The organism is Streptomyces chiangmaiensis (assembly GCF_036281785.1).
Classification (GTDB): Bacteria; Actinomycetota; Actinomycetes; order Streptomycetales; family Streptomycetaceae; genus Streptomyces; species Streptomyces chiangmaiensis.
In genome coordinates this window covers 1-12047 of sequence record NZ_JAYWVC010000064.1, presented here as the reverse complement: position 1 = coordinate 12047, position 12047 = coordinate 1, and the positions used below count along the sequence as shown (strand labels likewise).

Annotated in this window: 12 protein-coding genes and 2 pseudogenes; 9 read left to right on the top strand and 5 right to left on the bottom strand. The window is 67.2% G+C overall.

Annotated elements, in window-relative coordinates:
• Window positions 1-80: 80 nt before the first annotated feature.
• Window positions 81-662, bottom strand: a complete 582-nt coding sequence (locus tag VXC91_RS19860; protein WP_329508624.1) for an NADPH-dependent FMN reductase — start codon at window positions 660-662, stop codon at window positions 81-83.
• Between the two features lie 57 nt (window positions 663-719).
• Window positions 720-1013, bottom strand: a complete 294-nt coding sequence (locus VXC91_RS19855; RefSeq protein WP_329508623.1) for a hypothetical protein — start codon at window positions 1011-1013, stop codon at window positions 720-722.
• 81 nt (window positions 1014-1094) lie between these two features.
• Between VXC91_RS19855 and VXC91_RS19850 the strand changes: the two genes are divergently transcribed.
• Window positions 1095-1709: a TetR/AcrR family transcriptional regulator gene (locus tag VXC91_RS19850; protein ID WP_329508622.1), complete on the top strand. Its 615-nt coding sequence runs from the start codon at window positions 1095-1097 to the stop codon at window positions 1707-1709.
• 128 nt (window positions 1710-1837) lie between these two features.
• Here VXC91_RS19850 and VXC91_RS47460 read toward each other — a convergent pair.
• Window positions 1838-1975, bottom strand: a pseudogene (locus tag VXC91_RS47460) (IS701 family transposase); the annotation flags it as partial.
• A 216-nt stretch (window positions 1976-2191) separates the two neighbouring features.
• Between VXC91_RS47460 and VXC91_RS19845 the strand changes: the two are divergent.
• Window positions 2192-2676, top strand: a pseudogene (locus tag VXC91_RS19845) (transposase).
• A 551-nt stretch (window positions 2677-3227) separates the two neighbouring features.
• Complete coding sequence (locus VXC91_RS19840; protein WP_329508621.1) at window positions 3228-4142, top strand: aminoglycoside phosphotransferase family protein; 915 nt, start codon at window positions 3228-3230, stop codon at window positions 4140-4142.
• Between the two features lie 3 nt (window positions 4143-4145).
• Here the strand turns inward: VXC91_RS19840 and VXC91_RS19835 are convergent, their stop codons facing one another.
• Window positions 4146-5528 (bottom strand): sporulation protein, encoded by a 1383-nt coding sequence (locus tag VXC91_RS19835; RefSeq protein ID WP_329508620.1) that lies wholly within the window; start codon window positions 5526-5528, stop codon window positions 4146-4148.
• Between the two features lie 207 nt (window positions 5529-5735).
• On the opposite strand from VXC91_RS19835, the gene VXC91_RS19830 reads away from it, so the two are divergent.
• Window positions 5736-6293: an ATP-binding protein gene (locus VXC91_RS19830; RefSeq protein ID WP_329508619.1), complete on the top strand. Its 558-nt coding sequence runs from the start codon at window positions 5736-5738 to the stop codon at window positions 6291-6293.
• Between the two features lie 321 nt (window positions 6294-6614).
• Window positions 6615-6911, top strand: a complete 297-nt coding sequence (locus VXC91_RS19825) for a hypothetical protein (RefSeq protein WP_329508618.1) — start codon at window positions 6615-6617, stop codon at window positions 6909-6911.
• Window positions 6912-7321: 410 nt separating this feature from the next.
• Here VXC91_RS19825 and VXC91_RS19820 read toward each other — a convergent pair whose 3' ends face one another.
• Window positions 7322-8101 (bottom strand): GntR family transcriptional regulator, encoded by a 780-nt coding sequence (locus VXC91_RS19820; RefSeq protein ID WP_329508617.1) that lies wholly within the window; start codon window positions 8099-8101, stop codon window positions 7322-7324.
• Window positions 8102-8265: 164 nt separating this feature from the next.
• On the opposite strand from VXC91_RS19820, the gene VXC91_RS19815 reads away from it, so the two are divergent.
• The 4 genes from VXC91_RS19815 (at window position 8266) to VXC91_RS19800 (ending at window position 11768) form a co-directional block, all read left to right on the top strand.
• Window positions 8266-8613: an SCO3933 family regulatory protein gene (locus tag VXC91_RS19815; RefSeq protein ID WP_329508616.1), complete on the top strand. Its 348-nt coding sequence runs from the start codon at window positions 8266-8268 to the stop codon at window positions 8611-8613.
• A complete protein-coding gene (locus VXC91_RS19810) occupies window positions 8613-9914 on the top strand; it encodes an FtsK/SpoIIIE domain-containing protein (protein ID WP_329508615.1) in 1302 nt (433 codons plus the stop codon). Before VXC91_RS19815 ends, VXC91_RS19810 begins: the two co-directional genes overlap by 1 nt.
• Window positions 9911-10108, top strand: coding sequence for a hypothetical protein (locus VXC91_RS19805; protein WP_329508614.1), 198 nt, complete (start codon window positions 9911-9913; stop codon window positions 10106-10108). The genes VXC91_RS19810 and VXC91_RS19805 overlap by 4 nt, the downstream gene beginning before the upstream one ends.
• Before the next feature lie 295 nt (window positions 10109-10403).
• Window positions 10404-11768 (top strand): replication initiator, encoded by a 1365-nt coding sequence (locus VXC91_RS19800; protein ID WP_408057423.1) that lies wholly within the window; start codon window positions 10404-10406, stop codon window positions 11766-11768.
• Window positions 11769-12047 lie beyond the last annotated feature (279 nt).

Genomic DNA, 12047 nt, shown 5'->3' with positions numbered 1-12047 from the left:
CGCGCCGTTTCGGTATACGGTATGCCGCAGCCGCCGGACGGCCGGGGAACCTTCCAGCGGCCTGTCTCGCAGGACGCGGATCAGCCCTGGCGCACCGTCCGCAGCGCGGTGCCCCAGGTCACCACCTCGTCGAGCATGGCGGTGACATACGTTTCGTGAGTGTCGCGCGGCGTGAACTCCGTGTACGTCTGACCCGTGAAGTCCTCGCCGATGGTGAGCGCCACGGAGGACCGCACGGTGGCGACCTTGAGTTCGCTCAGCACCAGCCGGAGGTGTTCGACGGCGCGGAAACCGCTGTTGAAGCCGTAGCTGACGAAACCGGCGACCTTGTCGTTCCACTCCGCGAAGAGGTAGTCGATCGCGTTCTTCAGCGCACCCGAGGTCGAGTGGTTGTATTCCGGGGTTACGAAGACGAAGGCGTCGAACGAGGCGATCGTCGCGGCCCACTTCTGCGTGTGCGGCTTGTTGTACATACCAGCCATGGGCGGGACCGGCTCGTCGATGAGTGGCAGCCCGTGGTCGGCGAGGTCCACGACCTCGAAAACCGCGTCGTCGCGCCGCTCGGCCAGGCTGTGGATCCAGCGGGCGACGGTGTCGGCTTTGCGGCCGGGACGGGTACTGCCTGCAATGATCGCCACCCGCAGCGGTGCGGCATGGGACATGGTGTTCTCCTCAGTCAGGTGCGTCGGTACGTAACTGCGTGATGCGTGTCATGGGGATCAACGGAAGCCGTACGAGCCGACCTCGTGGAGCACCGTCATGACCGGAGGCTCCTCGCAGCGTTCCTCGAGGGTCGACCGATAGCGCTGAAATGCCTCCAGCTGCCGCAGCGCGCCGGGGTCTCCCGCCATCTCCACGAAGGCCACGAAGGTGACTCCGTCGTCGAGTTGGTACGTCGCATAGCGCAGGCCCTCGGGCCTGACCGCCTGGAACTCCTCGAAGGCGGCGCGGAGCAGCTTCAGGTTGTGCTCCACCTGATCGGGCTTGATCTTGCAGCGGAACATCATCTGCATGATGGGTCTCCTCACGCCAATTTCACTGGACAGCATGTCTTTGGCGAGACATTCTGTCAAGCGAAATGTAGGATGCCGGGCATGGCCACACGGAAGTACGAACAGCGACTGCGTGCGGAGACCGCCGACGAGACGCGGCGCCGCATCCTCGACGCCGTGTACGAACGGCTGCGCACCGCGCCGTCCGAGCCGGTCGGCATCGACAAGGTCGCCAAGCGGGCTGGGGTGTCCCGCTCCACCGTCTATTTGGTCTTCGGCACCCGCGCTGGGCTCTTCGAGGCGCTCGCCGCGGACCTCCTCGCCCGCGGCGGCGTCGAGGAGATGCTGAAGGCGGCGGCACGCCCAGATGCGCGGGAAGGTCTGCGGGGCGCGATCCACGGCTGCGTGAGCATGTACGCGGCCCATCGCGACGTTCTGCGGGCGCTGTCGTCGCTGGCGGCCCTCGACGCGGACTCGGTCGGCGAGGCCATTCGGCGCATGGAGGAGGGCCGGGTCGGCGGCATGGCGCACCTTGCGCAGCGCCTTGCGGAGCAGGACGTCCTCGACCCGGACGTCACGGTCGGTGAGGCTACCGATCTGCTGTGGCTGCTGACCAGCTTCGACAGCTTCGACCTGCTGTACACCGGTCGCGGCAAGACCACTGAGACGGTCGCCGTGACGCTGTGTGCGGCCGCGGAGCGCAGTCTCTGCCGGTGACTAGGGGCCCCACCTCGAGTGCCTGGCCCGCACTGCATCACGCGGCGTTTGACGATTGTCCCACGTCGTAGCGGGTGTGGGCAGGTTGTTCTTCGAGGTCGGCCAAGCCGACCCCAGGCTCTGTACACCTCGGCCAGCGTCCAGCAGTTGGCCGTCTCCTCCAGCGTCAACAGCCCCTCGACCATCTGCCTATAGGTCCGCCGCGACTCGTCGCGCGGGAAGCAGCCGGCGATCCGCCCCATCAGCCCCTCGAAGGCATCGGCCATCCCTCATGCGCTATGCGCGGCCACCGCATCGTCTTCTGTCTTCACAAACGATCATGATGCTGGTGGCCGTACCCATGCGTACAGGCACCCCACGCGGATCCATACAGATCACGAACTACAGCTGCCGTGTCCGTCCCGCTGAGTCCGGGTCTTTGTCGTTCTCTATCGCTGATCGCGAGTGAGTGGCGAGTGAGTTTTCAGCGGGGTCAGGGGCTCATGCGCGCGCTGGCCCTGGACGAACGCCTCAAGCAGCTCGACCGGCGGATCAGCGACGCCTTCCACACTCACCCGCAGGCCGCCGTCATCGAGTCAATGCCCGGCATCGGCCCGATCCTGGGCGCGGAGTTCGTCGTCGCGGCTGGTGACCTGGCCGCCTACCCCGATGCCGGACACCTTGCCTCCGCCGCCGCCTGGTCCCCGTCGCCAAAGACTCCGGGCGCCGCACTGGCAACCTCCACCGGCCCCAGCGCTACAGCCGCCGCCTACGACGCGTTTTCTACCTCTCCGCGCAGACCAGCATCATCCGCGACGGCCCCAACCGCACCTACTACCTCAAGAAACGAGCCCAGGGCCACAAGCACATCCCCGCCGTCATCGCCCTCGCCCGCCGACGCGTCGACGTCCCTTGGGCCCTCCTACGCCACAACCGCCCCTTCACCACGGCGCCACCAACGCGGACGGCGACGATCGCCGCGGCCTGACCAAGCACGAAGCCCACAGTCACGTCAGCAGCGATGATCTTCAACGCAGCGCGTCGAGCAATCGCACGGATGACGGCACAGGCAACGATGACCACGGGCGCGAGCCAGAGAACGCTCTCATCCTCGAATCCGACGCCGTCGCAGACCAGGCCACTGGCATCACCGCCGTAACAGATGGTCCCTTCAAAATCGTGTGAAGCCGCTACGAGCCAAGCAATCACGGCTCCCACTGTGAAGAACCACGTGGCCTGAACCACGCGTCTACCGACGCCCCACGCGCCATCCCCCATCCCCTACCAATGCCCAGACTTCTGCCATATCCGCTCAAGCCCGAACATCAGCCAACCGTAGCGCCTCGCTGTACAGCAGCGAAGATGTGCCGCCAGTCTGCGATGCCCCTCCAAGAGATGGAGAGGCTCTTCTCGTGCCTCTGCGGGTCGTTCTCGCTGGCTTCCCTGGGTACGGTCGTGGTCGTGTCCGGTGCACGTCGGGTTGGTCACCCGTAGGCGTGCGCTGGTTGATCGCGCGCGACTAGGGGAGCTGGTACGGGCATGGCGGTTGACGCTGCTCGAACGCAAGAGGGGTTCACGTCGGCGAGGGCTGCGCGGGTGATGGCCGCCGCGTGCCGGGCTGCGGGGCTCGACGACAGAGGTGCGGAGCTGATCCGTCTCGGGGAGAACGCGCTGTTCCGGGTTACCTCAGTGCCGTTGATCGTGCGCGTGGCGCGGGGGGAAGAGTGGCTGCCCAAAGCCCGCACGGAAGTGGCTGTGTCGCGGTGGCTGGCGGAGGAAGGATTCCCTGCCGCTCGCATCATCGAGGACCTGGAGCAGCCGCTCTTGATCGATGGCCATCCCGTGACCTTTTGGCATCTGATCGTCGAGGGCGGCCGCAAGGCGACCTACGGGCAGCTGGGCGGCATCCTGCGGGATCTTCACTCGCTGGCCGTGCCGGATGGTCTCGTACTCCCGTCGTTCGCCCCCTTCGACAAGCAACACCTACGGCTCGACCGAGCCGTGATCCCGGATGACGACAAGGTCTTCCTGCGGAAGCGGTGGCGGGAACTACATGACAAATATGCCGAGTTGCGGTTCGAGACACCCAAGGGGCCGGTGCACGGGGATGCTCACGTGCAGAACCTCATGGTGGACGATCAGGGGCGTGTGATCCTCATCGACTTCGAGGCCTTCTGCTACGACCACCCTGAGTGGGATCTCATGGTCACGGCCGTCGAGCACCACAGCCTTGGATGGCAAACCGACGAACAGTACGCCGAGTTCGTCTCTGCGTACGGACGCGACCTGTACGACTGGCACGGGTACGAGACGCTGCGGGGCATCCAAGAATTCGGCATGACGACTTGGCTCATGCAGAACGTTCAAGAGAATGAGGAAACCGCGGCCGAGTACCGTCGGCGCATCGCTGGGCTGCGCAACGACAATGCGCCCCGGGACTGGCGGCCCTGGTAGCCGCTACTCGTCGTCCTCGTCCAGGCGCACAAGCGCATCGTGCACCTTCTCGTTGAAGGCTGCCACGGTCGGGTTCGCCGCGTGCACGCTGACCTCGTTCTGGAAGTCGCTCACGTAGCGCTGGAAGCGAGTGGACTGGAGGGAGTCGCCGCCATCGACTGCGAGGCTCGCGGTGGTGACGGCGGCTTCCAACTCACCATGCAATAGCTGGCTTTGGGCGAGCACCATGCGGCAGAACCCCAGTGTGCGGGCGTACTTGGGGTCGGTGCTGTCCACGGCGCGCTGGGCGTACTCGACGGCTTCTCGGCGCTGCTTGAGGTCACGTAGGCAGTGACAAATCTCGCCTTCAAGTTCGGCGGCGTCCATGTAGCTCAGCCACTCGGGGTCGGTGACGGTGTCGGCACGCCCGAAATAGCGTTCCGCTTCGTTCATGGCTCGGCCGGCTCCGCGACCGTCTCCCGCGTTCGCCAGAGCGCGGGCTTCGTGAGCTGCGAACAATGCCATCGCACGGGGAGTGGCCGCACCTCGTCCACCCTCCAGAGACGACCGCGCCAATTGGATGGCTTGAGCATGGTTGCCGAGGTAATTGGCCTGGTGACTGAGGTTGGTGAGGATGCGAGCGCCGAACATGCGGTCGCCGGTGACCTGGGTGAGGCGCAGCGTAGATGTCAGGTAGCGGTGGGCCAGTCGGTGATTTCCGGCATCGTACGCGGTCCACGCAAGCAACTGGGATACCTCGGCGGCGGCGCCGAATAACGCGGTGCCGACCTTCTCGCTGTAGCTCGCGTTCAGGAGCGGCAGCACTTCGTGCCGGAAGTAGTGGCGTAGTGCCTTGTGGCCGTGGCCTCCGCCGTACTTGAAGTCGAGAGCCATGAAGGTCCCAGCCGCGTCTCTGATCGCACGAACGTCCCGCATGCCGACTCGCTGGTGAGCGGGCCTGTCCGCCTGGATCCCATCGGGGCGCGCGATCATCCACGACAGGACGGCCGAGCTGAGGTCGGCGTCGGCGACGATCAGTTGGCCCGGAGCGGGGTCGTCGGCGCGCTCCTGGGCGAGTCCGTCAAGCACGGACAGGACGTCCGGAACGGCGTTCGGGTAGCCGATCGGCTCGGGTGCCGTCGACTTGGTATGGTCGAAGAACCCGAGATCGCCCGGCGTGATGCGGCGCCCGAGTTTTGACGAGAGAACGTCTGCTATGAGTGCCGCCGTCTGCGGCCGGATGCCTGCGCCTTCTCGCCATCGCTTCACAGAGATGTGCGTTGTTCCTGAGCCTTGATCGAGGCCGCGCCGTGTGGCCTCGTCCGCCATGCGTTTCGCAAGTCCCTTGTTCGAGACCTTCGCTTCGTCCATCACTGCGATTAACTGCGCGTTTGGCTCTCGGCTCATGCTCCCCTGCCAACCCGAGAATGACGGCGAGTATTTATCGTGTCACAGCAGTCTCGCCCAAGGGGGTTCATTGGTGAACCCCCTTTGCCTTTGCCGGTGTTCACGTGAACCCCCATGTGAACGCTCCCGCCTGAGCCTCCTACGCCGTTCACTGGTCGTCACAGATCGGCGGGCTAGAGAGCTCGCCAGCGCTCGGGAGGGAACGCAGTGGAAGTGCAGCAGAGCAAACACACAGCGAACACCTCGACGACGGGCGCTCCGCGCCGCTCGATGCACGACCCGGCTAACGGCCACTTCCGGGCGTTGACGCTCTACGCGGAGGACCCGGACTGCGTGAAGGCCGCTCGCGACATGGTCGGCTCCTACCTCCAGAACTGGGGGCTGGCGTACGCGGTCGACGACGCGCGGCTCATTGTGTCGGAGCTGGTCGGCAACGTCGTCCACCACGCAGTACCGGATGACCATCTGGCGACGCCCGGTGCCGGGCGGCGTATCGACGCGTGGCTCATGAACTGGCCCGGACTGCTGGGGATCGGCGTCTCGGATGAAGATTCGACTCCGCCCGACCTTCCGGCGGGTGAGTTCATCTCGCCGGAGCTGGCAGGTGACTTCATCGAGGCACTGTTGCCGGATCGGGGGCGCGGGCTGCTGATCGTTCAGCGCTTGGCCGATGCCGTCTGGTGGTCACCAGGGCTCAAGGGCAGCGGCAAGACGGTATGGGCTCGCCTGGACCTCGATCGGCTCTGGGTCGAGTACTCAGCCTGACAGACGCCGGGTCGCCACCCTGCTCTGCTCCCTCGCGATCGGGAGCGGGCGGCGACCCGGTCACTGGCCGGAGTTTGACCATTCCGGCCGAAGGGGCGCGACCTCTCGGACATCCGGAGACTCCCCTCCCGAGTGAGGGGCCGCGCTTCACATCCCGATATAGGCCGGGCCACCCCGTCAGCCCTGGAAAGCGAAGGGTGGCCCGGCTGGGAACACGGCGGTTCCCGGTGCCTGATGGTACCGGGGCCGTCGTGCTGCGTTTCGGCCCCGGTCCACAGAAGTTGATGATCCGTTACCTAGATCAGGGCAGAGGTGGGCAAGGTGACTGGCTCGGGTGAAGGTTGGCTGAGCGACGGTCTCGACGTGGCGGGCGCGGACTCCGGCCTGTGGGTGTCCAGCGTCGACTACATCGCTGGGTGGCGTGAGGCACGGGAGGCTGCGGACCGGCTGAACGGGGCGCTCCTGGGCGTGGGCTTCGAGCTGTCCGTCGTACGGGCTGTCGCCTGGACGAACGAGGACGGGCGCGGGGTGGTGAGGCTGGCGGGCTGGCCGGACGCCGCGAATCGGCTCGCTCGACTCCTGGAGACGCGCGCGAACGGCGATGGCGGTGCAGCGTGAGGGGCTTCTTCGCTGGTGAGCGGTGCACGTGGGCACGTCGCCGGCCGGAGAGACTTTGGGCTGGAGCTGCCATGGGGCGAGTGAACAGGGGGCCTTACGCTGGCCCGGCGAATCGGGCAGGTAGTTGCCCTGCCCGTTGTAGTGCCCGATTGGCCCCCTGTTCTTCGAGGCTCGCCCCATGGTGGCTGCGTAAAGTCTCGGAGGCCGTCGATCCCCAGCCCCGTGGGCTCCGGCCTGCGACGGCCGGTTGTCGACTCGACCCCATGGGCGTGCTGCGGGTTGGGGCGTCGGCCGACCGGACGGGACCGGCGTCCACGCCGCACGCCCGGCCGGGGCGGCCGGGCGCCCCGGCGCGCCGCAGGCGCGCCCTTGAGGAAGTGAAGACATATTCGACACATGGCCGCTGGCGCTCAGGCGCGGGCGCGTGGGGCGGGCTGCTTGTCGGCGGTAATCCGGTAGGCGAGTTCGGCACAGTCCGCGCCGCAGCGCAGCTCTTCGAGGAACAGCGGACGGCCGTCGGCACCATGCGCGACGCGGGCAACCTGCAGGATCGGGGTCGCGTCCGGGAGCCGGAGCGTGGCTCGCTCGTCGGGCAGGGGCATGTGCGCGCGTACCGTCTCCGTCCAGGACAGCTTGTGTCCGGTCTGGGTGAGCACCCAGTAGATCGCTGCCGGAGGCTTGCACGGCTCCTTGCCGAGCAGCGGGACAGCTTCGGCGACCTCGAAAGGGATCAACGTCCGGTGCATGGCACGGGTCCTGGTGCTGGAGTCGATCAGCAGCCGGTCACAGCCGAAGAGGGCCTCTTCCTCATCGAGTTGGAGGAGTCGGCCTGTGTCCTTGGTGGTGTGAGTGCGATAGGTACTCGGTTCCTCGACTTCCTGCCAGATGTCGCCGTTGGGCATCACGAACCTGTCATCGGCGGTGCGGCTGATGCGGCGCTCGATGGTGAGGTGAGGCTGTCCGCTGGAGCGTACGAAGCTGCCCTTGCCGTGGCGGACGTCGATCAGCCCTTCCGCGCGCAGTGCCGCGATGGCGTTGCGGACCGTGGGACGGGAGACGCTGTAGCGGGCCATGAGCTGGGCTTCGGATGGCAGCAGGGAGTCGGGCGCGAACTCGCCCGTGAGGATCGCTTCTCGGACGGCTGCGGCCACCTGCTGGTAGAGGGCTCCGGGGCGCTGGATCTCCGACATCTCGGTATCTCCGGGGTCAGGTCGTAGTCACGTCGCACGAGCGACATCACTCGTCAGCATAAGTACTTGCGCTCGTGTCGTACAGAGCTCCATAGTCCTAACTCGTAAGGACAAGTGACGTCAGAATACCCCTGGCGTCCTGATCGGCCAGGGAGGCCAACGAAATGCAGTCCATTCCCGTGGACACGGCGCGGCTGGGCGTACTGCGGTGCGCTATCGCGCCCGAAGCGAAGATCACCAACACCGAGACACAGGAGGTGAAGAGGGACCGGGACGGAAACCCGGTCTGGACCGTCGCCGTAACCGTGCGGCAGGACGGGCGGCGGATCTCCGTCATCGAGATCGCCGTGAGCGGACAGCCGAAAGGCATCGAGGAAGGCCAGATCGTCAAGGTCACCGGCCTGATGGCATTCGTCTGGTCGATGGGCGACCGGCACGGCGTCAGCTTCCGCGCGGACGCGATCACGCCCGTGCACGGCGGCCCCGTGAACGCCAAGGGCGGTGGCGCGTGATGGAACCGATAGCTCTCGCCCTCAGCCTCGCCGTGCTGGCCTGGGTGCTGGTCGTCGGCGACCTGGTGCGCCGGCATCGCCCGGCCTGGCACTGGTACCTGGTCGGCTACCCGGCAACCACGTGCCGGGTCCTGGCGACCTGGCGCAAGGTCGCCATGCTCACTGACCTCGCCGTCTCACGGCGCCCGCCGCGCGGCCTGCTCGGGGACCTGGTCGTCAAGGGTGATCCTCTGCGGCCGGTGGCTCCGCGGATCTCGTTCCCCAGGGCGACCCGTATGGGCCTGACCGTGACTGTACGCCTGCACGCGGGCCAGGCCCCGGGCACGTACATGAAGGCGGCTGACGCGCTGATGCATGCGTGGAAGGTGCACGCGGTCCGCGTCACCTCTCCGGAACGGGGCCTCGTGCTGCTGACCGCGACGGCCACCGATCCGCTGGAGCGGCCCGGTTTGGCCACGGCGCCGGTCGAACTTCTCTCGGCGCTCATCGGCGTCCTGGAGAGCGGCGGCGCCTGGGTCATGAACCTGCGGCTTGTGCCGCACTGGCTCATCGCCGGTGCCACCCGATCCGGCAAGTCCACCCTGGTGGCTCGGCTGATCACACAGTTGGCGACTCAGCCTGTCGCCCTGGTCGGCGTCGACTGCAAGGGCGGCATGGAACTGGGCCTGTTCGCCGGGCGGTTGACCGCGCTGGCCACCTGCCGCAGAGAAGCAGTGGCTGTGCTGTCCGCCCTCGTGGTCGACATGCAGGACCGAATGAGCGCGTGCCGGTCGGCCGGAGTGCGCTCGATCTGGGAGCTCCCCGAGAAGCTCCGACCGGTGCCCATTGTCGTGATCGTCGACGAGATCGCAGAGCTGTACCTGTCCGATGGCACGCGCGAGAGCAAGGCAGAGGCGGAGCAGTGCTCCACACTCCTGCTGCGCCTCGCGCAGTTAGGGGCCGCGCTCGGCATCCACCTAGTCGTCGCCGGACAGCGCGTCGGCTCCGACCTCGGCCCCGGCGTCACCGCTCTGCGTGCTCAGCTTGGCGGCCGAATCTGCCACCGCGTCAACGACCCCGGCACGGCCGAAATGACCCTGGGCGACCTCAACAAGGACGCCGTGGCCGTTGCCCAGGCGATCACAGCCGAGGAACGCGGCGTGGCCGTCTGCACCGGGCCGGACGGCGGGTGGAGCCGCGCCCGCTCCCACCTCACCCTCACAAAAGAAGCCGTCTCTACGGCCCGGAAGTACGCCGGGATGACTCCGGAACTGCCCGCCGTAGGCCGCGCCCTCGCAGCGCTGGAAGGAGACGACAAGTGATCAGCACAGGTACAGCGGTCTCGCTCGTCGTGGTCTTCGGGATCATCACCTTCCTCCTCGTCCGCTCCCGCGACGTACGTGCCTGGGAAGCGGTCTGCATCGCCCTGTTCGGCATGTACCTGGGTGAAACGCCCGTCAGCCTCGCGATCAACGGCTTCGTCACCTGGTTCCTCACCGGCTTCAACCACTTCTGATCAGGAAGGACGCACGCACATGCCCATGCCTCGCGTGAGGTGCCCGCACTGCAAGGGCGACGGAGCCCGGAAGACCTGGACCGGACGGTTACGGCGCTGCCGCGTATGCCGAGGGACCGGAACCATCCGCTGAACCACCGCCCCACCAACCCCGCAAGGGAGTGATCCCCATGGCCAACGGCGCACCACCCACCATCACCCGCGCCGCTTCGGCGGCCCACTCTGGAAGGCCACCACCATTACCCCGGAGCTCACCCCGGCTGACCGGCGCGCCGTTCTCGACCGCACGGCGCGCCTGCTTCAGCTTTCTGAAGCAGACCGCGACGCCATCCGCGTCGCCCAAGACCCACAGTTTCCCCGCTGGCTGGAGCAGATCACCGCAACCGGCGGCTGCTCCCACCCCGTTCACCTCTCCGGCTCCACCATCACCCTGGACGGCACAACCGGCGAAATCCTCCATCACTACGACACCCGCAGTGAGCCCGGCGAACGCCTCCTGGTTCGCTGCCGGAACCGACGCGTAACCGTCTGTCCCGCGTGCTCGCGCCTCCATGCGGGAGACACCTTCCACCTCGTCCGGGCGGGCCTCCTCGGCGGCAAGAACGTTCCCGCCACCGTCCGCCACCGACCCCGGCTCTTCGTCACCCTGACCGCGCCGTCCTTCGGCCCCGTGCACCGCTCCGGGGAGCCGTGCCGACCGCGCCGCGACGGCGGTACCTGCGCGCACGGTCGGCCCGTCGGCTGCCACGCTGCTCATGCCCCCGGTGACTCCGCCGTTGGGCAACCGCTCTGCCCCGACTGCTACGACTACGCCGCTCACGTTCTCTGGCACGCGCATGCGGGCAAGCTCTGGGACCGGTTTGCCCTCGGCGTCCGGCGGCAACTCGCTTCGGCGGTTGGCCTGGCACAGTCCCGCTTTGCGGAGCACGCCCGGCTGTCCTTCGCCCGGGTCGCCGAGTACCAGAAGCGGGCGGCGGTCCACATCCACGCCGTCGTACGTCTCGACGGTCCGGCCGGACCAGACGACGAACCCCCGGTCTGGGGCACTGCGGAACGCCTCATCGACGCCGTGCGTGCCTCCGCCCGGCGGGTCCTGATCCGCACGCCCTACAGCCCCGCAGTGGGTGACCTGACACTGCGCTGGGGTGCCCAGGTCGACGCCCGGCCGCTGCGTGCCGACGGTGACGGACCGGACGACGACGCCGTGGCGGCGTACGTGGCGAAGTACGTCACCAAGGGAGCGAGCGAGACAGGCGCCGGCACCGATCACAAGGTCACCACCTGGGACGACATCGGCACGGCGCCCGTGAGCGGACATGTCCGGATCCTCATGCGTACCTGCTGGCGCCTCGGCGGACTCCCCGAGCATGAGCCGCTGCACCTGCGCACCTGGACTCACGCGCTCGGCTACCGGGGGCACATCCTCACCAAGTCCCGCGCCTACTCAACGACGTACGCGGCGCTACGCGCCGAACGTGCTCACCACGCGGGCCATACCGACATCCCCGGCACGGTCACCGATGCGCACTGGCGCTATGTCGGCTCTGGCCACACCCCTGGAGCCGCACTACTGGCCGCTGGAGTCGCCGAAGACATCGCCACAAGCCGCGTGATCGCCCGAGAAGAGATCACCTCCGGACGGGAGAAGGTGATCACCTGACGGCACGGCGTGATCGTGAGGCGGATCGTGCTCGGCATCTGGAGCGAGTGTGCGCCAAGTTCCCGACCAAGATCAGCCCTGAGGGGGCGCGGCGTCTGGCCCGGCTTCTGCAACCCCCGTCCGAGGCTCCAGGGAGCGGGACCTAAACTTAGCCGCCTCTGACCAATGCAGCCGAAGCGTTCAGGAACTTAACGCCGTAGCGGTGACCTTTGCTCGGATGCTCCTCGGACCGGGTCCGGCTCCCGATTTGGCATGCTCAACTACATGAACGTTGACCTC

Coding starts and splice junctions, on each gene's coding strand:
- VXC91_RS19820 (WP_329508617.1), bottom strand. CDS start 8,101: ATGTCGGAGATCCAGCGCCCCGGAGCCCTCTACCAGCAGGTGGCCGCA.
- VXC91_RS19840 (WP_329508621.1), top strand. CDS start 3,228: ATGGCGGTTGACGCTGCTCGAACGCAAGAGGGGTTCACGTCGGCGAGG.
- VXC91_RS19855 (WP_329508623.1), bottom strand. CDS start 1,013: ATGCAGATGATGTTCCGCTGCAAGATCAAGCCCGATCAGGTGGAGCAC.
- VXC91_RS19835 (WP_329508620.1), bottom strand. CDS start 5,528: ATGAGCCGAGAGCCAAACGCGCAGTTAATCGCAGTGATGGACGAAGCG.
- VXC91_RS19810 (WP_329508615.1), top strand. CDS start 8,613: ATGGAACCGATAGCTCTCGCCCTCAGCCTCGCCGTGCTGGCCTGGGTG.
- VXC91_RS19815 (WP_329508616.1), top strand. CDS start 8,266: ATGCAGTCCATTCCCGTGGACACGGCGCGGCTGGGCGTACTGCGGTGC.
- VXC91_RS19860 (WP_329508624.1), bottom strand. CDS start 662: ATGTCCCATGCCGCACCGCTGCGGGTGGCGATCATTGCAGGCAGTACC.
- VXC91_RS19850 (WP_329508622.1), top strand. CDS start 1,095: ATGGCCACACGGAAGTACGAACAGCGACTGCGTGCGGAGACCGCCGAC.